The organism is Loktanella sp. Alg231-35 (genome assembly GCF_900143545.1).
Taxonomy (GTDB): Bacteria; Pseudomonadota; Alphaproteobacteria; order Rhodobacterales; family Rhodobacteraceae; genus Yoonia.
The window spans coordinates 527,050-547,736 of sequence record NZ_FREV01000002.1; the positions used below are offsets into that span (position 1 = coordinate 527,050).

General features: G+C 54.5%; 19 protein-coding genes and 1 pseudogene. 13 read left to right on the forward strand and 7 right to left on the reverse strand.

The window, feature by feature from the left end; all coding sequences use genetic code 11:
* Positions 1–434 precede the first annotated feature (434 nt).
* The 5 genes from DHN10_RS06175 (at position 435) to DHN10_RS06195 (ending at position 3,635) form a co-directional block, all read left to right on the forward strand.
* Positions 435–776: a PepSY domain-containing protein gene (locus tag DHN10_RS06175; RefSeq protein WP_108814344.1), complete on the forward strand. Its 342-nt coding sequence runs from the start codon at positions 435–437 to the stop codon at positions 774–776.
* 87 nt (positions 777–863) lie between these two features.
* Complete coding sequence (locus tag DHN10_RS06180) at positions 864–1,547, forward strand: winged helix-turn-helix domain-containing protein (RefSeq protein ID WP_108814345.1); 684 nt, start codon at positions 864–866, stop codon at positions 1,545–1,547.
* A 97-nt stretch (positions 1,548–1,644) separates the two neighbouring features.
* Positions 1,645–2,814, forward strand: a complete 1,170-nt coding sequence (locus DHN10_RS06185; RefSeq protein WP_234417051.1) for a sensor histidine kinase — start codon at positions 1,645–1,647, stop codon at positions 2,812–2,814.
* A 78-nt stretch (positions 2,815–2,892) separates the two neighbouring features.
* Positions 2,893–3,096, forward strand: coding sequence for a hypothetical protein (locus DHN10_RS06190; protein WP_108814347.1), 204 nt, complete (start codon positions 2,893–2,895; stop codon positions 3,094–3,096).
* 26 nt (positions 3,097–3,122) lie between these two features.
* Positions 3,123–3,635 carry a cytochrome b gene (locus DHN10_RS06195; protein WP_108814348.1) on the forward strand — a complete coding sequence of 171 codons (513 nt, stop codon included), beginning with the start codon at positions 3,123–3,125 and terminating at the stop codon, positions 3,633–3,635.
* 107 nt (positions 3,636–3,742) lie between these two features.
* On the opposite strand, the gene DHN10_RS06200 is transcribed toward DHN10_RS06195, so the two are convergent.
* Together DHN10_RS06200 and DHN10_RS06205 are read right to left on the reverse strand one after the other, a co-directional pair.
* Positions 3,743–4,441, reverse strand: a complete 699-nt coding sequence (locus tag DHN10_RS06200) for an aspartate/glutamate racemase family protein (protein WP_108814349.1) — start codon at positions 4,439–4,441, stop codon at positions 3,743–3,745.
* 3 nt (positions 4,442–4,444) lie between these two features.
* On the reverse strand, positions 4,445–5,458 hold the full coding sequence (locus tag DHN10_RS06205) for a D-cysteine desulfhydrase (RefSeq protein ID WP_108814350.1): 1,014 nt from the start codon (positions 5,456–5,458) through the stop codon (positions 4,445–4,447).
* A 120-nt stretch (positions 5,459–5,578) separates the two neighbouring features.
* On the opposite strand from DHN10_RS06205, the gene DHN10_RS06210 reads away from it, so the two are divergent.
* Positions 5,579–6,472 carry a LysR family transcriptional regulator gene (locus DHN10_RS06210; RefSeq protein WP_108814351.1) on the forward strand — a complete coding sequence of 298 codons (894 nt, stop codon included), beginning with the start codon at positions 5,579–5,581 and terminating at the stop codon, positions 6,470–6,472.
* A gap of 17 nt (positions 6,473–6,489) precedes the next feature.
* On the opposite strand, the gene DHN10_RS06215 is transcribed toward DHN10_RS06210, so the two are convergent.
* From DHN10_RS06215 to DHN10_RS06230, 4 genes are all read right to left on the reverse strand, one after another.
* Positions 6,490–7,977: an ABC transporter permease gene (locus DHN10_RS06215; protein ID WP_108814352.1), complete on the reverse strand. Its 1,488-nt coding sequence runs from the start codon at positions 7,975–7,977 to the stop codon at positions 6,490–6,492.
* Between the two features lie 3 nt (positions 7,978–7,980).
* Complete coding sequence (locus DHN10_RS06220; protein ID WP_108814353.1) at positions 7,981–9,039, reverse strand: quaternary amine ABC transporter ATP-binding protein; 1,059 nt, start codon at positions 9,037–9,039, stop codon at positions 7,981–7,983.
* 63 nt (positions 9,040–9,102) lie between these two features.
* Positions 9,103–10,053, reverse strand: a complete 951-nt coding sequence (locus tag DHN10_RS06225; RefSeq protein ID WP_108814354.1) for an ABC transporter substrate-binding protein — start codon at positions 10,051–10,053, stop codon at positions 9,103–9,105.
* 50 nt (positions 10,054–10,103) lie between these two features.
* Positions 10,104–10,877 (reverse strand): alpha/beta fold hydrolase, encoded by a 774-nt coding sequence (locus DHN10_RS06230; RefSeq protein WP_108814355.1) that lies wholly within the window; start codon positions 10,875–10,877, stop codon positions 10,104–10,106.
* Between the two features lie 156 nt (positions 10,878–11,033).
* On the opposite strand from DHN10_RS06230, the gene DHN10_RS06235 reads away from it, so the two are divergent.
* Positions 11,034–11,924 (forward strand): LysR family transcriptional regulator, encoded by an 891-nt coding sequence (locus tag DHN10_RS06235; RefSeq protein WP_108814356.1) that lies wholly within the window; start codon positions 11,034–11,036, stop codon positions 11,922–11,924.
* Between the two features lie 767 nt (positions 11,925–12,691).
* Here the strand turns inward: DHN10_RS06235 and DHN10_RS06245 are convergent.
* Positions 12,692–13,588: a LysR substrate-binding domain-containing protein gene (locus DHN10_RS06245; RefSeq protein WP_108814358.1), complete on the reverse strand. Its 897-nt coding sequence runs from the start codon at positions 13,586–13,588 to the stop codon at positions 12,692–12,694.
* A 144-nt stretch (positions 13,589–13,732) separates the two neighbouring features.
* On the opposite strand from DHN10_RS06245, the gene ugpB reads away from it, so the two are divergent.
* The 6 genes and pseudogenes from ugpB to DHN10_RS06275 all read left to right on the forward strand — a co-directional run bounded on the left by ugpB (position 13,733) and on the right by DHN10_RS06275 (position 20,647).
* Positions 13,733–15,043 (forward strand): sn-glycerol-3-phosphate ABC transporter substrate-binding protein UgpB, encoded by a 1,311-nt coding sequence (gene ugpB, locus DHN10_RS06250; protein WP_108814543.1) that lies wholly within the window; start codon positions 13,733–13,735, stop codon positions 15,041–15,043.
* A 59-nt stretch (positions 15,044–15,102) separates the two neighbouring features.
* Complete coding sequence (ugpA, locus tag DHN10_RS06255) at positions 15,103–15,984, forward strand: sn-glycerol-3-phosphate ABC transporter permease UgpA (protein WP_108814359.1); 882 nt, start codon at positions 15,103–15,105, stop codon at positions 15,982–15,984.
* Positions 15,985–16,025: 41 nt separating this feature from the next.
* Positions 16,026–16,862, forward strand: coding sequence for a sn-glycerol-3-phosphate ABC transporter permease UgpE (gene ugpE, locus DHN10_RS06260; RefSeq protein ID WP_108814360.1), 837 nt, complete (start codon positions 16,026–16,028; stop codon positions 16,860–16,862).
* A gap of 6 nt (positions 16,863–16,868) precedes the next feature.
* Positions 16,869–17,921, forward strand: a complete 1,053-nt coding sequence (gene ugpC, locus DHN10_RS06265; protein ID WP_108814361.1) for a sn-glycerol-3-phosphate ABC transporter ATP-binding protein UgpC — start codon at positions 16,869–16,871, stop codon at positions 17,919–17,921.
* A 981-nt stretch (positions 17,922–18,902) separates the two neighbouring features.
* Positions 18,903–20,020 (forward strand): annotated as a pseudogene (locus DHN10_RS06270) (IS3 family transposase).
* A gap of 141 nt (positions 20,021–20,161) precedes the next feature.
* Positions 20,162–20,647, forward strand: coding sequence for a hypothetical protein (locus DHN10_RS06275; RefSeq protein ID WP_108814544.1), 486 nt, complete (start codon positions 20,162–20,164; stop codon positions 20,645–20,647).
* Positions 20,648–20,687: the final 40 nt, after the last annotated feature.

Here is a 20,687-nt window from a genome sequence, read left to right on the forward strand (position 1 = left end):
AAGCTAGGAACGGGCGAGCACCCTTGAACTGGCCCAGGTCAACCAAAAGCAGCCATTCGTGTCTTGGGTGAACGGCAACGCCGTGCGCGCTGCAGGCATTTGATCGACTCAGATTACTACAAGCTGGACGACCAGCGGCTTTCGGGAAGGCAGTTGGCTAGATTTGCTACCCGCCGAAGTCGGTTATGGGCCGGCCTCAATGATCAAATCGTGAGCCTTCTGGCTCAATACTGAACTGCTTCCGATAACCGGTTTGCGCCTAAAAAGGTAACTTTCTGCCACGCGGAAAATATCGGCCTTCGCGCCATCGGCGCTCAGCTACTCCAACTTACGTAATTGTAAGGTTGGCGAGCACCTTCTGCAAAGTTGACCCCCTATTTCTATTTCATCGGACGGCGCAACAGCCTTCCTCAACATGAAAATGGAGATACGACATGAAAACGAAACTCATTGCAGGTGGTGCGCTGACAGGGCTGGTTTTGGCTGGCGGCATCGCTGGAATGGTCTCTGCCCAGACGGTTGCTGATGCGACAGGACTGACCGAAGAGCAGGTGATCGAGATTGCCCTTATGGAAGTGCCAGGCGAAGTCACAGACGTTGAGATGGAGCGGGACGACGGGCAGCAAGTCTTTGAGGTCGAAATCCTCGGCGCTGACGGTTCTGAAATGGAAGTCTACATCGCAGCTGAGACTGGTGAAATTCTTGAGGTGGCAGCCGAAGGCGACGACAATGACTGTGGCGGTGATCATGACGATGACGACGCTGAAGACGCCTAAACGAAAACTGTTTTCGTCGACGGCATAAGCGAGTTAGGCTGCCCTTTGTGGCGGCCTATTTCTGGGTCAACCCACCGAAGGGTCACCATGCGCATTCTGCTTTTGGAAGATGACAAACAATTAGGCCCATGGATCACCAAGGGATTACGTGAAGAAGGCCACGTCGTTGATCATTTTGATGACGGCAAGGATGCATTGATGGCGGCGATGGGACAGGAGTTTGATCTGCTCATTCTTGACCGCATGGTTCCAGGACTTGACGGTTTGGCCGTCCTCAAATCACTGCGCGCCTCTAAGAACAGCACGCCCGCATTGTTCCTAACGGCGCTGGGTGAGATCGACGCCCGTGTCGAAGGGTTTGAAGCTGGAGGCGATGATTACCTCACCAAGCCTTTTGCCTTTGCCGAATTATCTGCCCGCGTTGGTGCATTGGGTCGAAGAAGAGAGGGCACTGATACAGAAGCGGCCGTGCAGACGACACTGCGGTATGCAGATTTGACGCTAGACCTGTTAACACGGCGCTGCGAAAGGCGTGGCCAGCCGATTGATTTGATGGCGAAGGAAATCAAGCTGCTTGAATATCTGATGCGCAGACCCGGCCGTCTGGTGACAAGAACGATGCTGCTGGAACAGGTCTGGGACATGAGTTTTGATCCCACAACCAGCGTCGTTGAAACCCACATCAGTCGACTGCGTGCCAAAATCGATAAGCCCTTCAAGGAAGCCCTGCTGCGTACGCGGCGTGGGGAGGGTTATGTTTTTGGTGGGTAAGTGGCTCACACGATTTAAGTGGTTGCGGCGCTCGTCGACTTTGCGATTGGCGGCGGTGCTGTCGGGGATATTTGCATTAGGTTTTCTTTTGGCGATCTTGGCAGCGTTAACGCTTGGCCAAAGAGCGATTGAACGACGGGTGGACGAGACCCTGACCGTTCTTGCGCAAGGCAGTGTCGTGGATCAGGTACGCGGTGACAGTGCTGCCATGATCTTGCGTCCGCTTGGCGAATTGAACGGGTTGCCAGAGCTTTTCCGTCGTACCGTTTCACGCGGAGGCGGCAACATCGAGCTGCGCGACGATCTGATGGGCGCAGATTTGTGGCGTGTGTTGGTGACCCAAGACAGTGTCGGTCAGCCCGTCATGATTGCTGTTCCGATTGAAGACAGTGCGGATGCGCTGGAATTGCTGGCAAGAATCCTTTGGGGCATGGCCGTAATCGTCATTATGTTGACCTTGGCGATCGGCCTATGGGTCGGCCTAGTCGCCCAGAGACGATTGGTAAGAATCAATGTGACTTTGGGCGATCTAGCGGCAGGGGATTTGTCGGCCCGAACAGGGACGGCCCGATCGAGAGATGACCTTGATGACATGTCCCAAAACCTGGATCAGACGGCAGCGGAGCTAGAGCGCCTTGTTAGCCAGACCCAGCATCTGAGCGCGAGCATTGCCCATGATCTGCGCACACCTTTGGCGCGTCTGCGTGCGCAGCTTGAAATGCTGCCAGAAGGTGATCAACGCGGTGCCGCTATGGAAGAGGCGAGCCACCTATCGGGTGTCTTCGATACCATCATGCGAGTGGCGCGGATCGAGGCCGGACAGGGTCGCGTTGGATTTGAACCCGTGGCATTGGACGCTTTAGCAGGTGAATTGGTTGAAACCTTTGGGCCAGTGGTCGAAGACGCAGGAAAAACGTTATACTTGAAAGCCCATGCGACGGCGACAGTGCAAGCCGACCGCGCCATGTTGGTGCAGGCGATGGCCAACCTGATCCAGAATGCGCTGGTCCACGGCGGCAGCGAGATTACCGTGTTCGTCGATGGCAACAGTCTGGGCGTGGCTGACAACGGTGCTGGCGTTGACCCCGCTCAATTTGCAGAAATCATCAAACCCATGGTGCGCCTTGATAGTGCGCGCAGCGCTCAAGGGTCGGGCCTTGGTCTGGCGCTTGTTCGGGCCGTGGCCGACCGCCACAGTGCGCGGCTCAATATGGCGGTGAATGAACCCAATGGGCTCAAAGTCTCAATCCAGTTTACAGAAATGTAAGGTTGCGGTCAGACGGGGGTAAAACCGGCTCCTTATCTCTCAATCATCGAAACAAAAGATGAAACTGGAGAGACCCAAATGACCACCTTGATCGCAAAACTCAAAAACGCAGTGTCCAACGCAGCCCTGTTCGCCACGGCTATTTTCATGGTCGGCCTCGGCTTCGCCTTTGTGGGCACGATCGCGCTGTTTGGCCTAATCGCCGTGGGCGCCGCCATGATCGCATCGTTTTTTGTCACACCTGTGATGCCTGCGCAGACTGACGCAGAAGCCGCCTCTTAATTGATATTGAGTGAAAGGTAATCCCGATGACAATTTCCGCACAATCCCCCGTTAAGCCCCACGGATTTGTCACGCGCAGTATCCATTGGGTTTCGATCCTGATGATCGCTTACGGCTATTACAAGGGTCTTGATAATGTGAACCAACTTGCCGATCCCGCTCTCTTTCGGTTCGAAGTTATCTTCGCATCATCCTTAGGCCTGCTTTTTGCATTCCGCCTGTTTTGGACGCAGAAAATCGGCGGCGCGACGCGGTTGCCACATAAGGCCCCCGCTTGGGAACACGTTGCATCGCGCACGGTGCACTACGGCCTCTATGGGTCAGTCTTTACAATTGTGGGGACAGGCCTTGCCATCGCATACGCCTATGCGTCTCCAGTGCTTGGCGACTTTTTTGTCAACGCGATGATCTTTATCCATGAAGCGGCGCTGACACTCCTGCCTGCCCTGATCTTGACCCACATTACGGGCGCTCTTTGGCACAAAGTTATCCGCCGCGATGGTGTCTTGGAAGCCATGACAGGGAAATTGCCGATCTAGTTCCAAGGACAAGCAAGCATTGATCCCATGATTATCAAGGTCTGCTCCCTCCGCTCTTGTCCAGCTCATGCAGAACGCAGCGAACGTCCGATTTCGAGGTTTTCGCACTATTTGATCGTGAAAAAGCCGGCAATTTCCTGCGCCAATAGATCGACAGTATCCACGACATTCGCAAGCGGGGCGACGTTGTCTGCAATCAGCGAAAACTCAGAACAGGCAATGAACTGTAGGTCCATTCCGGCCGCCTCAAGTACGGTCGAGGCCTCTAGTAGCGCGCCGCGCGCTCGCGCTGTCGGTCCTTCTGACTTTATTGATCTAATTGCAGTAAGCATGGCGTCATCGCGGTTGGGCCAATGCACCGATAGACCCTTTGCGCCAAATGCACGCTCAAATAGCTCGATCTTCTGCACAGCCGGAGAGGCCAGCATGCCAATGCGTCCGCCCTTGCCGATAGTGCGCAGGGCATGATTTGCGGCCAGATCAATCATGTTCAGAAATGGGATATCAACAGCACCGGCAATCGCATCTGCATAGTGATGTGCCGTGTTACACGGCATTGCCAATGCGGCACAGCCCAGTTGTTGCAACCTGACAGCCATTGCTGCCAGCGTCGGGCCAGGGTTTTCGCCAGCGCCGTCGATCAAATGCGCGATGCGCGACGGGACCTGCGGATTCATGTCAATCAGCAGCGGAACATGATCGCTGTCGTGACGCGCGGGGACGGCATCCATGACTTTGGATTGCAATAGTATTGTTGCTGCGGGCCCCATCCCGCCAAGTATACCTATCGGATGGGGCCCGGGCATGTCTTAAACGTTCACCCAGCGGGACGCATGATCGAAGGCAAAGTCGTAGCCGCCCAAGGCAGCGGCCCCGCCCGTGTGCAAGAACACAACGCGTTCGTCCTTGAATTCACCTTTGCGCGCCAGATCAATCAGGCCTGCCGCACCTTTGGCCGAGTAACAAGGATCAAGCAAAATGCCTTCCAGTTCAGCAAACATACGGATCGCCTCGATACCGCTTTCTGTTGGGATACCGTAGCCATCGCCGACATAATCGGTGTTCGCCATCACATCCTCACGCTTGACGATTCCAGGGCAGCCAAGCAGCTCAGCGGTTTTGCATGCAAGGTCATAGACCATTTGCTCTTGTTTGGGCTGTGGTGCGCGGGTGCCTATGCCCAGAACCGGGATCTGTGCATTCATCGCGCACATGCCCGTAACCAATCCTGCCTGCGTGCCCGACGAGCCAGTTGCGTGCGTCAGCCGGTCGATTTTCAGACCCATGTCATTGGCTTGTGCGACCAGTTCGAACGCTGCGTTCACGTAGCCAAGCGCACCGGTTGAATTCGATCCACCACCGGGGATGACATAGACGGTATGGCCCTTGGCGCGCATCTTGTCGGCAGCTTTCTCCATTTCGCCGACCATGTCGTGACCGGCTGGAAATTTCTCGGTTGTGGCGCCATGAAGGTGATCAAGCAGCACGTTACCGTTGGCGTTGTAGTTGCCATCTTGATAGCCAGTACGATCTTCCAGCAAGATATGGCACTTGAGGCCCAACTTGGCAGCAAATGCAGCCGTTTGACGGCCGTGGTTGGTCTGGGTTGCACCCTGCGTCATGACCATGTCCGCGCCTTGTTCGATGGCTTCGGCCATCAAGAACTCAAGCTTGCGGGTCTTGTTTCCGCCCGTCGACATGCCGGTGCAGTCGTCGCGTTTGATCCACAACTCCACCCCAAGTTCTTTTGACAATCTCTTCATGTGCTCAAGTGGTGTGGAAAGATGGGCCAGATGAACGCGTGGAAATCGGGCAAGGTGCATTATTATTCTCCTATATGTGTTTATCTCAACTTATATTGGAAGTTGCGCCGTTGATAATGCGAATTTCGCGGCATAAAATGCAGATAATGCAAGTTACACCATACAGCGGACAGAGGTTTCATGCGGGTTGAGTGGATCGATGATATTCTGGCGGTTCTAGATTGCGGGTCGCTCGCGCAGGCAGCGCAAAAGCGCGCACTCACTCAATCGGCGTTCACACGCAGGGTCCGCACGATCGAAGACAGCTTGGGCACAACGTTAATTGATCGCCGTCGGAAACCTGTATCGCTTATGCCCGGTGTCCAATCACTGGAGCCGGAGTTACGCGAACTTAGCTCGCGATTGCACAACCTTCGCCAGACCCTCCGAACCGCAAACAAGGGGCTGGGTAAACCGCTGACCTTCGTGTGCCAGCACGCGCTTACTACGACCATATCACCTCAGGTCGTTCACGCAGCAACACGCAATGGTGAGACAACAGCGCGGGTGCGGTCGGGCAATCAGGACGAATGTCTGATGATGCTGTTATCCAAGGAGGTTGACCTTGCAATCATGTATGCGCTTCCAAATGGTGCGCCAATGGGCACCAGCACAGCGTTTGAAACTTTGAACATTGATGAAGATATAATTGTGCCGGTCTGCGCCCCAGGCCTTCTCGCGCGGGTCACGGACGAAGCCATTCCCGTTATCGCCTATCCATCAGATGTGTTTCTGGGGCAAGTCTTTACCCGCATGCTCAGTCCGCGGTTGGCACAGGATAGAACGATGGTGACAGTCGCCGAAACCGCCCTGACCTTTGCCATGTTGGAGCTGACTTTGAACGAGATCGGAATTGCTTGGCTGCCATCATCGCTTGTCGCAAGGCCTCTTGCTCAAGGTGATCTGATACGTCTTGATGATACCCTGCCCGCCCAGATTTTAGACATCAACATGGTCCGCCTGCGCGGAGGCGAAACTGAACACAGCGATCTGATATGGCGTAACCTTGCGCGGCACTTTCAGGTCACGCCTTAGCCTTGGGGCAATAACCCTTACTCTCGTTTTCCTTGCACAATACGGTCCAAGATCATCGCGCAGAACAAGATCGCAAAGCCTGCCAGGATACCTTGTCCAACTGAGGCATATTGCAAGGCTTCCAGAACATCCTCGCCCAATCCCTTTGCACCGATCAGTGAAGCCACGACAACCATTGCAAGGCTCAGCATGATCGTTTGGTTCACGCCCGCCAGAATTGACGGCGCCGCGAGCGGCAAATCAACCTTGGTCAATAGGAACCACTTGGTCGCGCCATACGCGATGGCTGCCTCGCGGATGGTGTCAGGGACGCCGCGCAGGCCAAGCACTGTCAGGCGCACCACAGGTGTGCCGCCAAAAATCATTGTGGTGACCACGGCCGCTGGTTTACCTGTTCCAAAGAATGCAATCACCGGGATCATGAACACGAATGCGGGCATGGTTTGCATGAAGTCCATGATAGGACGCACGACCGCATAGAACCGTGGACGACGGGCGCAGAACAGGCCGACAGGAATGCCAATCGCGATTGATATACACGCCGCTGTGCCCAAAAGCGCCAGGGTTGTCATGGCTTTCTCCCAAAAGCCGAGGAACCCCATGTAGGCTAGAAATGCGGCGGCAAATATTGCAGCGCGACTGCCCGCCGAGAGCCATGTCAGCAAGACAATGAAACTGCCAATTACCGGCCATGGGGTATCCACAAATAGAACCTCCAGCGCGTCAAGAACGGACCGAATGCCCAATGTGATCAACCGAAAGAACCACTCACCTGAGTCGATAATTGCTGCAAAGAACGCCTCGACACGGTCAATTGCACCCAGACGAATTTCGGGGCGGGTGGGGAAATCAGTGAGCCATCCGACAGCACCGGGGAAGGCATAATGTATCACGCAGGTCATGATAACGAGCACCGGAAAGATCACAGCCACAGCCGTCCGGAGCGGGTTCAGGCCGGAACTGATCGACGCGTTCGACAGCCACTCTGAATAGCGTTTTTCCAATGCGCTGTTTGCAACAACTCCTGCACAAACCTTCACCACGATCAACGCCACGAAGCCCGTCATTGCGACCCATATCGCGCCGGATTCTAGCTGTGCAATTTCAACGCGCACATCAGAAATGGCCGTTTCGAGGGACGTGATTGTGCGTTCGAACACATCGACATTGTCTGCATTGTTTGCAACTGCAGCCTCAAGCTGTTCGCGCCGCAGTGCCAGTGTACCTTCGATCTGCGCGATCTTGTCCCGCGCGGCGGAGCCAAGATCACCGAACAACCCCCGCCCCATCTGGATATAGGCAAATGCTTCGAGAATGACGAAGGACAGTGCCCAATTCCAGATGCCGCGCATGCCGAACCAGATCGGCCCCAGCAAGGCGGCAACCACGTTAAAGGTCCATGTAAATTTTGCGCTCGCCCCGATATTCTGGAACTGATCGCGGTAATAATCACTGCTCGTGGTCACAAAATCTGTGAGGAGCTCGTCTTTGGTCTTATCGGTCATGACTCAAGATGTCTCCGTTCCTTCGATCACCGTGCGCAACAGGTCGGATCGGGTGATGGCCCCGATGCGCTGTCCGGTGGAATTGACAATTGCGGCAGGATGATCAGATGTAATTGCTGCCCCGATAAGATCGCCCAGATGCGCGTCCTCGGGGAATTCCTGTGCGGTGGTTGCCAGCGCACCATTGGCACTTTCAAACGCGGCAAGGGGCTGCATCACAGCATGGGCCCGAACCACCTTCAGGCGTGAAATGCCAGCAACAAAGTCCGACACGTATTCATCCACAGGATTCATCACGATGTCTTCGGGCGTGCCTGTCTGGATCACCATGCCGTCGCGCATGATCGCAATGCGATCGCCGATGCGCACGGCCTCATCCAGATCGTGGGTGATGAACACGGTCGTCTTGTTCATATTCGCTGCAAGGCCCATAAATTCACCCTGCAACTGCCGCCGGATCAACGGGTCAAGCGCCGAAAACGGCTCATCCATTAGCAAGATTTCGGGGTCAGCGGCCAGCGCACGGGCCAGGCCGACACGCTGTTGCATGCCACCGGAAAGTTCATGAGCGAACTTGTTACCCCAGCCTGTCAGATCGACCATTTCGATGGTCCGTTCGGCCACTTCCATACGTTGGTTTTTGGATATGCCGCGAATTTCAAGCGGCAGCGCGACGTTATCAAGCACGGATCGGTGCGGCATCAGCGCGAAATTCTGGAACACCATGGCGATGTGTTCATTGCGGTAGCGGCGCAGTTCATCAGGCGGCATCGCCATGATATCATTTCCGTTTACGGTGATGGTGCCGGATGTCGGCTCTAGCAAACGATTGATGTGGCGCACCAGCGTTGATTTGCCGGACCCCGATAGGCCCATAACACAGAAAATCTCGCCCGGTTTGATGTTCATGGTCGCGTCAGCCACGCCGACCACGCAGTTGTGTTTTTCAAGAACCTGTTTCTTGGAGATGCCGTTGGCCTTTACATCCGCCATCGCCTCGGCTGCGCGGTGACCAAAGATCTTCCAAACGTTCGACAGTTCGATGGCGTAGTCTTCTGACATCTTCAAGTTCCTATGATAGGTGGAGGCATCGCGCTGATGCGCGATGCCAATGTCATAGTTGGATTAAAGGCCGAGCCAGCTGTCGACGCGCTCTGAATTGGCCGCAACCCAATCGCGCGCAACATCCGCGGGGTCTTTTCCGCCTTCAATCTGGAACGCAAAATCCGACACCGTTTCACCGTCCAATGCGATGTTCGCCAAAAGATCGGCAATCGCCGGAGAGCGTTCAGGCAACGCGCTGGAATATGCGATTTGCACTTCCTTCAACGCATCTTCTGTCATGACGGTCGAGTTTTCGAACCAGTCGGGATCGTCGGACGGCTGGATCGCAATATACTGCGCTGGGTCAAACGCTGGCTCTGACAGGCGTACGATGTCGTGCTGGAACCAGATCGCATGAGGTGAGTAGCAGTAGAACGCATAACCCATGTCTTTTCGGATGCTGTCACCCACGGTTGCTGTCATCACAGCCTGATCTGCGCGGATCGGCTCCATAAACGGCATCAGCCCATAGTCGCGGACCTTCACTTCGTTCACGTTTGCAGACGCCCAACCGGGTGCCCCGATCCAGATCTCGCCAAGACCGTTGCCATCACTGTCCATCATCGCGGCAATCTCCGGCCGGGCCAGATCAAAGATTGACGTGACATTGTTAGCCTCGGAAAACTGACGGCTGACGCAGAAGCTTTGTTTACCCTCATAGGAGTTCTCCGAGAGAACTACAGTGCCTTCCCCAACGACATATTGGTCGGTGAAGCTTTGCTGGTTAGGCAGCCAAACGTCAGGGTGCACGTCAATGTCGCCGCGTCCTTGGCCCATGGCCTGGAAGATGCTGGCGTTGTTGCCTGGCACCAGTTCTGCTTCGCCACCCATGCGGGTCTCGACGATTTCAGCGATCAGGTGCGCAATTGCCTGCGCCCCGGTCCACGCAGGTGCGCCGATCTTGACTTCCTCTGCGGCAGATGCAGTTGCCATTCCGGCCAGAAGGGCTGTTGAAAGTAGTAACTTTTTCATTGGTCTCTCCACTGTTGGTTTGGGCGCCGCCGGCTGGCGCAATCTGTTGTTCAGACGGTTTCCGGCAGAAACTTCTCTACGATAGCATTGAAAATTTCCGGTTGTTCCATGTGCGCGTTGTGACCGCAGCCCGGCAGGACCGCCAAGCTGCTGTATTTGATTCCTGACCACAGGGCTTCTGGCTGTGACCAGCCATAAGACCGGTCACGATCCCCCCAAATTACGAGGGTCGGATTGGTGATGTTTTCAAGAGCGTCGCGCCCATCCCACGTTTCCATAGCCGACAGGCCGGACAATGCGGTTGCAAGGCTGACGTTTTCGCTTAGGGCCACGCAGGTGTTGTATCCCGCAGCCCTTTCACCATCGTCAAACCACGTTGCCGCAATCCTGCGTGCCGTGGCGGTGGTGCCATCATTGCGTGTGCGGATGCGTGACGTTTCAATCGTCTCAAAGCGGTCAGGCATGGCGCCGCGTGGTCCAGTGCCGTAACACACAAGCCTATTAATGCGACGCGGCGCGATTGCCGCCATCTGCTGTGCAATCATGCCGCCCATTGAATGGCCAACAAGATGAAAATTATCGACACCCAAATCATTCAGAAAATCCAGCACCTGGCGTGCATAACCAGCAATGCTGTCCAAAGGCGGTTGATCCGCATTCCCGCCGTATCCAGAAAGCTCTGGTACGATGACGTCAAAGTTCCGGCTAAACGCCGCCACCTGTTGTTCCCACAGTGCAGCACCACCAAGATAGCCGTGCAAAAACACCAAGGGAAAACCTTTGCCTTCGCGCACATAGGTCGGGCGGGCCTCGGCGAGTTGCATGTGGTGCGTCTCCAATAGAAACCTGACGTCACGTCAGGCTTACCCTTGAAGCCTAGACGCGAGCAGCCTTGCTGTGCCAATTCTATTATCTCATCATTTTATTCCGAATTTGCATAACGAATATTATCTTGTAAGTTCAGATAGAAGGGTGGCGAAATGGATCTGAACTGGCTGAGAGATTTTATCTGTCTTGAACGCACGCTAAGCTTTACGCGGGCCGCAGAAGAGCGCAACATCACACAGCCGGCGTTCAGCCGCCGGGTAAAATCGCTCGAAAACTGGTTGGGAATAGCGCTAATTGATAGGGCAACCTATCCGGTTCAATTATCGCCTGCCGGAAAGCAGTTTTTGCCGGTAGCCAAGGCAACCATCGCTGATTTGATCGATGCCCGCCAAGCCATAAGAGAGCAGGATCAAGGCGATAAGTCTTTCCAACGCTTTGCCGTCCTGCACACAATTTCAGTGAATTATTTATCCGTGCGGCTGGAAGAACTGGAAGCTGAAATTGATGATCTAAAAGCACGGGTCATTTCCGACAACCTTAGCACATGTTGTCAACTTCTGGCCGAGGGAGGTTGCGATTTCCTGATTTGTTATCGCCACCCAGATGTGCCCTTGATTCTGGACGAAGATCAGTTTTCACGAATTGATCTTGGGGTCGAGAAATTGGGACCGTTTGCGCTGAGAGAAGCGATTGCGTCAAAAGGCTGGGTACTGCCGGGAACAGCACAAAAGCCCGCCCCCTATCTTGCCTATGAGCGGACGTCATTTTTGGGCACGGTTGTTGAGCAAACGATTGGCAATCAACTGGTGCATCTTAACGTGCGCTATGTCGATGCACTTGTCGAAGCCATAAAAAGGCGGGTCCTCAGCGGCAGTGGCATTGGTTGGCTTCCATACTCTTCTGTTCAAACCGAATTGGCAGCCGGAACCCTTGAACAAGTAGGACCACCCGAACTCGAAGCACAGATGACGCTTTCGGTGTTCTGTTCTCCCGAGCGCCTTGATGAAAAAGGGCTGGAAGTCTGGAAGCGGTTCGGGGGCTAAGGAAAAGAACTAGCAATAAAATTGCAGGATGTACGTATCTGTCTCGCATGATCCTGCCTGCTGACCTGCAACTAATGTTCAAATTGGCAAGCCCTGTTGGTACGAGTAGAAACGTGCAGGCGGCCTTTTCGTTTTTTATCCAAAGCAGACATCGGCACTCGCCGTGCAAATGGCTACTTGGCCTGCCAGGTAGACCTCGAGCAAGTCAGGATGCTGCGTACCCGCTCCGAAGCCCGCTTCAGGGAAGCTGCACCGCAGCGTCGATTATCACCGACAGCGTCCGGAAAGGGCCGGGCGTGTCGATGATTGCGCGACCGTGATCGAAAATGCTGCGGCCGAGCTAATGGCGGCAGCGAGCTCATTGTGACCGGTGCTACTGGATGACCGAACGACTGCTATTGGAACAATGGTCGTTGATTTGAGGCGAGCGAACCTCGAACTGAGCGCCCGGATAGTGATTATTCGCCGCCAAGTCGTGCAGCAGCGGATGTGGCCATTGCGCGAACTCTTGGTCCTAAAAACATCCAACTGGACCTGTCCCGCAAAGCGGGCCTTGATGCAACGCGCAGCAATGGTCTGCCGTGCGGACAAAGCGACCATTCCTCGCGGTCACCTGAATTGCCGCTTCGCGGATCATTCCTGACGTTTGCTGCCGCCACAAAATCTGTCGCTGGATGAGCTCTCATATCTCTATTTAACTTTACCCTCGCGCAAGGCCGCCAATATCATGATTTTCTTTTGCCTCAAATTTTCAGCATTCAACGTATTCAAACTTCAAACGTGCTCAAGCTCGCCTTGAAGTCCTCCATGAAATCTAGAGTGATTTTCGATGGGCGTTTGTGGATCGGCCTCACAAGGCAGATTTTATGTGGCACGCTTGGCACAAAAGGCCGAAAATCGAGCCGATCTTCATATGTTCGCGCATCAAGTTCGCTGACTACGGACACACCAACGCCCTGCGCGACCAGTTCACATGCAGCCGTAAATTGCCGCGTTTCAACAACATGGGTTGGGCGAACTGATGCTTGTCGGAAGACATCATTCAGCGCCCGGTAAAAACTGCTGTCCCGGCGCGTGTGGACAAAACGCTCCTCGTTTAATTGTCGTGCATCAACCTGTTCAAGGTCCGTAAACCTGTGGCCTTTGGGAAAGATGCAAACGGTCCGAACACTCAGCATGGTGCTTTCGATTGCGGGGTGACCGTCAAACCCGTCTGTTATGCCGCAATCATACTGCTCGCCGACAATCCATTCTAGAATCCGTTCTGGCCGGTCTGGTTCAAGGGTGATTGTTACGTCCGGTCGCGTCTTTAGGAAATTGGTGACGACAGCGGGCATGTGGCTTGTGGCAAAGCCGGGAAGGCAAGTGATACTGAGATGCCCCGAAGTCTTGTCGTGCACGTTCTGGCTGGTCTCCGTGATGTTCTTCAGCACGCCCAGAACCCGCGCGATGTCAGGCAGGATGTAACCTGCTTCTTGGGTGGGCACCAAGCGGCCATCTTTGCGGCTGAGCAGTGCAAAACCAAGCTCGTCCGATAGATCCGCCAGCAAACGGCTGACCGCAGGCTGTGAGATTTTTAAGCTTTGTGCAGCGCGTGTCATACTGCCGTGATCAACGACAGATTTAAGGGCCTCGAGTTGTCGCAATCTTGGTCGTTTCGTCATGGCAGGGGTCCAATGTCCAGTAAAGTCATAATGTTATGTTATGAATCCCAGCAAGGAAATAGCCTTGAATTATGCGAACACTCGGATACCGTGTTGAAATTCTGTGGCTGCGAACAGGACGGCCGCGATTCCTGGGAGGAAAACATGAAAAACCTGACAACTGGCGCTTTGGTCGCCGGATCAACGTTGCTTTCGCCGTTTGCGGCCTATGCAGAAACCGAAGTCCAATTCTGGCATGCCTTCACGGGCCGCCTTGGTGAACTGGTCGCGGCACAAGTCGAAGACTTCAACGCGAGCCAAAACAATTTCACCGTCGTCGCATCCCACAAGGGTAACTATTCCGAAACGTTGAACGCAGGCATTGCCGCTTTCCGCGCAGGCGAGCAGCCTCAAATCTTGATGGTGTTTGAAGTAGGCACGGCCACGATGATGTCTGCTGGGGGCGCTGTGCGTTCTGTCACCGAAGTCATGGAAGCATCTGGCGCAGACTTTGATCCTGATGCTTACATTGGTGCGGTCAACGGCTACTACACAACCACCGAAGGAGAAATGCTGTCGTTGCCTTTCAACGCGTCCACGCCCGTATTGTGGGTGAACCGTGATGCATTTGAGGCTGCTGGCGTTGACCCTGACACCGACTTGTCTACCTGGCAGAACGTCGATGAAACGCTGACAGCACTGCAGGACGGCGGCAGTACCTGCCCGCTGACAACTGCATGGCAAAGCTGGATTCACCTTGAAAACTTCAGCGCTTACCACGACGTGCCGTTCGCCACACAAGATAACGGTTTTGCTGGCACGGACACAGCGCTCGCGTTCAACGGTCCCGCCCAAGTCGCACATATTTCTGCTATGGGTGAATGGGCTGCCGATGGCAAATTTTTCTACGCCGGCCGCCGCAATGAAGGTGGTGCAAATTTCCGCGCAGGCGAATGCGCGTTGTTCACCGAAAGCTCTGCGGGCTATGCAGGTATCTCGTCCGAGGCTGAATTTGCCTTTGATGTGCGCCCGCTTCCTTATTGGGATGGCGTCGGAAATTCCCCGCAAAACACCATCATCGGTGGTGCATCTTTGTGGGTAATGGAAGGTCACGAGGACGCTGAGTACGAAGGCGCTGCTCAGTTCCTTGCGTATCTGTCCTCTACGGACGTACAGGCGAAATGGCATCAGGACACAGGATATCTTCCGATCACCAATGCCGCGTCCGACGCGACACGCACCGCAGGGTTTTATGATGCAAACCCTGGCACGGATGTTTCCGTCATCCAAATGACCGCCAATGATCCGACTGCGAACTCCAAGGGCCTGCGTCTTGGGTCCTTTGATCAGATCCGTGGCATCATCGACGAAGAACTTGAGGCCGTCTGGTCGGGCGACAAAGACGCGCAAACCGCCCTTGATAGTGCGGTCCAACGTGGCGATGCTCTTCTGCGCCGCTTCGAAGCTGCGAACTAAAACAACAAAGAAACGGGCGGCCAATATTGGCTGCCCGTTTCCATCTGGGGGCCGCGTGCATGGAAAAACGGGTTACGTTCAAAGGCTGGATCTTGCCGCTGTGCCTGATCGCGCCGCAAGTCCTCGTGTCCGCGATCTTCTTTTTCTACCCAGCAGGACAAGCCATTTGGCAATCCCTGTTTATCCCCGACCCGTTCGGCCTGTCGATGCAATACGTCGGCGCAGGTAATTTCGAATACCTGCTGTCAGATCCATATTACCGCACCTCATTTTTGACGACGGCGATCTTTTCAACTCTTGTCACCCTATGTTCCATGATCCCCGCGCTCTTCCTTGCTGTGGTTGCGGACCGTTTGATCAAAGGGGCGGGTGTTTACCGCACTATGTTGATCTGGCCTTACGCCGTCGCTCCCGCCATCGCGGGCGTGCTCTGGCTGTTCATGTTCAACACCCGCGTCGGCGTGGTGTCTTGGTACCTCGGTCAGCTGGGCTATGACTGGAACCATGTTCTGAACGGTGGTGAGGCCATGGGCCTTGTTGTCGTGGCCTCGGCTTGGGGGCGCATCAGCTATAACTTCTTGTTCTTCTTTGCCGCCCTGCAAGCGATTCCGAAATCGGTCATCGAAGCAGCGGCCATCGACGGCGCACGATTCTGGAAACGGTTCTGGACGATCGTGCTGCCGCTTTTGTCGCCCACCACGTTCTTCTTGCTTGTCGTGAACATCGTCTATGCATTCTTTGAAACCTTCGGCGTGATCCACACGATCACCAGCGGCGGGCCGCAACAATCCACCACAATCCTTGTATATAAGGTGTTCTCGGACGGTTTCGTCGGCCAAGACCTCGGCTCATCAGCCGCGCAATCGGTGATCTTGCTGGTCGTCGTTGGGGCGCTCACTATCTTCCAGTTCAAATTCATCGAGCGGAGGGTGCACTATTGACCGCCACCGTTAATCCAAGCCCGAACGATCCGCCCCCCGGTATGGTCGAAAAGCGCGGCGCAGGCCTTTGGTTGTCCCATATCATCATGATCACTGGAGTTTTGATCGTGTTCTTTCCGATCTGGCTCGCCTTTGTGGCATCCACGGTGACGCAACCTGAAATCGTGCAACCGCCGATGCCGCTGCTGCCCGGTGATCAGTTTTGGAACAACTACCGCGAGGCGCTTTTTTCAGGCGTCAATGTGCCCGTCGCGACCATGCTGTTTAACAGCCTGATCATGGCCATGGGGATTGCGATTGGTAAGATCGTTATCTCGTTGCTGTCCGCCTTCGCCATCGTCTATTTCAGATTTCCAGGCAAAATGATCTTCTTTTGGATGATTTTCCTGACCCTCATGCTGCCTGTCGAAGTGCGCATTGTCCCCACGTATGAAGTCGTCGCAGGGTTTGGAATGCTCAACAGTTACGGCGGGTTGATCCTGCCGCTGATCGCATCGGCCACCGCGACATTCCTGTTCCGCCAGTTCTATCTGACGATCCCAGATGAGTTAGCCGAGGCCGCACGCGTGGATGGCGCCAGTCCCATGCGCTTCTTCTGGGACATCTTATTCCCGATGAGCCGAACAAACATCGCCGCCCTCTTTGTGATTTTGTTTATCTACGGCTGGAACCAATACCTCTGGCCGCTTCTCATCACCACAGACCCTTCGATGAACACCATTGTGATGGGCATCAAACAAATGTTTCCGTCAGGCGACGACACCGCAAATTGGCCTGTCATCATGGCTACTTCAATTTTGGCTATGATCCCCCCGATCATCGTCGTCATCTCAATGCAAAAACTGTTTATCCGCGGTCTCGTGGACAGTGAAAAGTAGGCAATCATGGCAACTGTAACGCTCACCGATATTAAGAAACGTTTTGGCAGCACACAGGTCATTCACGGCGTCAGTACGGCTATCGAGGACGGCGAGTTCATTGTTATCGTCGGTCCATCGGGCTGCGGAAAATCCACATTGCTGCGCATGGTTGCGGGGCTTGAATCCGTGTCTGAGGGCGAGATCAGCATCAACGATATGCGCGTTAACGAACTCGAACCTATGGACCGGAACATCGCCATGGTGTTTCAAAACTACGCGCTTTATCCGCATATGTCGGTACGTGAAAACATGGGTTACGGGCTAAAAATCGCCAAGCTTCCCAAGTCCGAGATCGACACAAAGGTAGATGCGGCCGCCAAGCTGCTGCAACTGGAAGACTACCTCGACCGCCGCCCCCGTGATCTGTCAGGCGGGCAACGCCAACGGGTCGCAATGGGCCGCGCGATTGTGCGTGAACCTGCGGTGTTCTTGTTTGACGAACCGCTGTCCAACCTTGACGCGAAACTGCGCGTTCAAATGCGTCTGGAAATCCGCGATCTACAAAACCGCCTTGGCATCACGTCGCTTTACGTTACGCATGATCAGGTCGAAGCTATGACGATGGCGGATCGCATGATCGTCATGAATGCAGGGCGCGCCGAACAGATCGGAACCCCGCTCGAGGTCTATGAACGCCCGCAAACCCTGTTCGCCGCGCAATTTATCGGTAGCCCATCCATGAATGTGTTGAACGGTGAAATCACATCGGATCGACTGACCATTGGCGATGCGAAGCTTCCGGCGCGTATGAAAACCACGGGCAAAGTGACGGTCGGCATCCGGCCCGAACACGTCATCGCGGATCCAGACGGCCCGTTGTCAATCACCATTCAAATGGGTGAACCATTGGGCGCTAATACCTTGCTGCATGGCCGGATCACCGGCAAAAACGATGCCTTCACGTTGAGCTTGCCCGGCGTTCATCACGCCGTGGCCGGTGAAGTTGTGCGATTCGGCGTTGACCCATCAAACTTGCACTTCTTCGATCCAGAAAGCGGCGCACGGCTAGAAGAATAAAGCGAGACAATATCTGCCGCAGGACCCACAGAGACATATTGCTTCTCCTCTAGAGCAATATTTGACGATCAAAAGACGCAGCTTTGCCGTACCACAAGCACATATCACCAGTCGATTGTGCCGCTCGCTGGACCGGGGCGGATATTGGGGCGGCATTCTTCGCGTATTGCGCCAACTATGTGATCGACCGCAGTGACTGTGGACGTTAACCCATCAGTCCCAATCCGAACCTCAGAGACATTTGCCGTCCGCCGAATGATTGATCGGATCCAAGGCCGCCTCAAACCCAAATCACCTAGTCTTCCGGCGTGATTTCTATGCATCACCACTTTTCACGCCAATCTTCGGTTCTTCGAGGTCCAATAACACCGAATTGTGGAGAAAAAGCCACTAGGTACAATACAACTCATTAGGAAATCGCCTCGAAACGCTTTAGTTTCAATCGATTAACTTTCCGCGATGAGAGTTAAGTGGCGGACAGACAGTCCTCCTAACTAATAACATAACCATTTGATTAGTATGTAAAATATCTCTCAAAATAGAATATATACCACATATAATACCACCTCATGCATTCAAAACGGCAATTCCCGGCGGTATTCGCTCCCCCACTTTGACAACCAAAGCACGCCAATCTTGTCCAGCTCTACGCCAGTTAAACCGATAGCTATGTCTCAACGCTATGTCAGGGCCATACTTTTAATCGCATCATATACCAAAACACGTTCCGCTTCATACACGTGATCCTCACGTAGTGAAAACCCAGCCGTGGCGGCCCTATGATCTCGAAACCCATCACCATAGTAGTGCGGGTGATCTGTGAGTAGAGCAAACATGCCCGCATCGACATGTCCCTCCAGGCGATCCGCTATGCCTTGGGCCGGATGCCCAAAGCGCGCGGATACTTGGACACCGGCTTTTTAGAATGTCTTGACCCCCTAAAACTGTGCCAAAGTTGGCTTAGTTTTGGAGATTGGATTGATGGCACGGAAACGGTACTCGGATGAAGATGTTCTTCGGCTTTTGCGTGAGATTGAACTGAGCCTAGCGTCTGGCTCAGATGTAGCGACGGCCTGCAGAAGTGCTGGTGTCAGCGACGCGACCTATTACACATGGCGCAAACGGTTTGGTGGCATGGGACGATCGGAGATGGCCAATCTGAAGGCGCTTCAGAAAGAGAATGATCGGCTCAAGAAGATCGTGGCGGAGCTTGAGTTGGATAAGCTGATCCTCAAAGAGAGCCTTGATTATTTAAAGCCGAAGGCCTGACGACAGACCAGCTTCGTCAGGCCGTGGTGCACAGCCGACAAAAGCTGGCAACCTCTGAACGGCGCACATGTCGGGTTCTGGGCGTGGCCCGAAGCACGTTGCAATACCAAGCGGTTTCCACGGATGATGAGGTGTTGCGCCTGGCAATGATCCGATTGGCCAAGCAATATGGGCGCTACGGCTATCGTAAGGTTGCGGAACTACTGCGAGTCGAAGGCTGGCCCGTCAATCATAAGAAGATCGAACGCCTGTGGCGCGAAGAAGGCCTGCAACTTCCAAGGCGACACAAGAAACGCAGGCGACTGTACCACAAGGACAGCTCAATCATCCGGCTGCGGCCGCAACATCCCAATCACATCTGGAGCGTCGATTTTGTGCACGACAAACTGAGCAACGGGCGGCCCTACAAGATGCTCACGGTGCTGGATGAATATACCCGTGAGGCACTGTGTGTCGCGGTCAAACCAAAGATGAACAGCGCGGATGTGCTGGATGCGCTCTACCCACTGCTTTTGCGGCGCGGGAAACCCGTATACATTCGTTCGGACAATGGCTCAGAGTTCATCGCAACAGCACTACAAGACTGGCTGAGAAAGGTCGGGATTAAGCCGATCCAGATATACCCGGGGTCACCCTGGGAGAACGGATACAACGAGCGCTTCAATGGCACGCTGCGCCGAGAAGTCCTGAATGCTGAATGGTTCCACACCACGAAACAGGCACAGATCGTCATCAATACATGGCTCAGACAGTACAATCGTGTTCGACCCCATCAGGCTTTAAACATGCGTCCGCCAATTCCAGAAACATTGCTCAAAAGTGGCCCATAGAAATGGGGCTGGACAACTGCACCCGACGCCTGAAACGGCGTCTGAAGCATCTGCCAAGCAACGTGCGGGATACCGTACATACGTTTAACCGCCAGTCATCGCTCAAAGCCTTACATGAGCGGCTTGCCAATCCCAGACCGCATGGCAGCGCTTAGTGTGTTGGCCATTGCGGTGGCCACCAGCAAGGTGGGCTATGTCTATATCTCTGGTGGCAAGCTGCAGGACTGGGGCATTGGCGTGAAGGTCACAAAGTCCAGCGCTGATCTGGTTGGCTTTGTGCAAGAGCTGATCAATGAGCTGAAGCCGGATGTGGTTGTGACCGAAAAGATCGGCAAGGGCTGCCGCAAGGGCGATCATGCCAAGGCGCTCATCCGATCAATCACAGAGCTAGCCAGCCACAATCCAGTGCTGGACGTGTCCGTATCCCGGCCACGGCAATACCCATCAAAGTATGAGGAGGCACAGGCGCTTGCAAAGGCCTATCCTGAGAGCGCGGGCTACTTGCCTAAGCAAAAGCGGCGCATCTTTGATTTTGAACCGCGCCGCATGGTGTTGTTCGAAGCACTGGCGCTGGCCGACAAGGTGATCAAGGGACCACCGACACGGTTAGCCGCCGCCATGGGGTAGCACCGTCGTTCAAATCAAGCGAAGCCGCCCAAAGGGGCGG

Bases quoted from the DNA above. Each gene is read 5' to 3' on its own strand.
- ugpA (WP_108814359.1), top strand. From the start codon at position 15,103: ATGGAAAAACGGGTTACGTTCAAAGGCTGGATCTTGCCGCTGTGCCTG.
- DHN10_RS06180 (WP_108814345.1), top strand. From the start codon at position 864: ATGCGCATTCTGCTTTTGGAAGATGACAAACAATTAGGCCCATGGATC.
- DHN10_RS06225 (WP_108814354.1), bottom strand. From the start codon at position 10,053: ATGAAAAAGTTACTACTTTCAACAGCCCTTCTGGCCGGAATGGCAACT.
- ugpB (WP_108814543.1), top strand. From the start codon at position 13,733: ATGAAAAACCTGACAACTGGCGCTTTGGTCGCCGGATCAACGTTGCTT.
- DHN10_RS06175 (WP_108814344.1), top strand. From the start codon at position 435: ATGAAAACGAAACTCATTGCAGGTGGTGCGCTGACAGGGCTGGTTTTG.
- DHN10_RS06220 (WP_108814353.1), bottom strand. From the start codon at position 9,039: ATGTCAGAAGACTACGCCATCGAACTGTCGAACGTTTGGAAGATCTTT.
- DHN10_RS06235 (WP_108814356.1), top strand. From the start codon at position 11,034: ATGGATCTGAACTGGCTGAGAGATTTTATCTGTCTTGAACGCACGCTA.
- DHN10_RS06275 (WP_108814544.1), top strand. From the start codon at position 20,162: ATGGCAGCGCTTAGTGTGTTGGCCATTGCGGTGGCCACCAGCAAGGTG.
- ugpC (WP_108814361.1), top strand. From the start codon at position 16,869: ATGGCAACTGTAACGCTCACCGATATTAAGAAACGTTTTGGCAGCACA.
- DHN10_RS06190 (WP_108814347.1), top strand. From the start codon at position 2,893: ATGACCACCTTGATCGCAAAACTCAAAAACGCAGTGTCCAACGCAGCC.
- DHN10_RS06200 (WP_108814349.1), bottom strand. From the start codon at position 4,441: ATGCCCGGGCCCCATCCGATAGGTATACTTGGCGGGATGGGGCCCGCA.
- ugpE (WP_108814360.1), top strand. From the start codon at position 16,026: ATGGTCGAAAAGCGCGGCGCAGGCCTTTGGTTGTCCCATATCATCATG.
- DHN10_RS06205 (WP_108814350.1), bottom strand. From the start codon at position 5,458: ATGCACCTTGCCCGATTTCCACGCGTTCATCTGGCCCATCTTTCCACA.
- DHN10_RS06245 (WP_108814358.1), bottom strand. From the start codon at position 13,588: ATGACGAAACGACCAAGATTGCGACAACTCGAGGCCCTTAAATCTGTC.
- DHN10_RS06195 (WP_108814348.1), top strand. From the start codon at position 3,123: ATGACAATTTCCGCACAATCCCCCGTTAAGCCCCACGGATTTGTCACG.
- DHN10_RS06215 (WP_108814352.1), bottom strand. From the start codon at position 7,977: ATGACCGATAAGACCAAAGACGAGCTCCTCACAGATTTTGTGACCACG.
- DHN10_RS06210 (WP_108814351.1), top strand. From the start codon at position 5,579: ATGCGGGTTGAGTGGATCGATGATATTCTGGCGGTTCTAGATTGCGGG.
- DHN10_RS06230 (WP_108814355.1), bottom strand. From the start codon at position 10,877: ATGCAACTCGCCGAGGCCCGCCCGACCTATGTGCGCGAAGGCAAAGGT.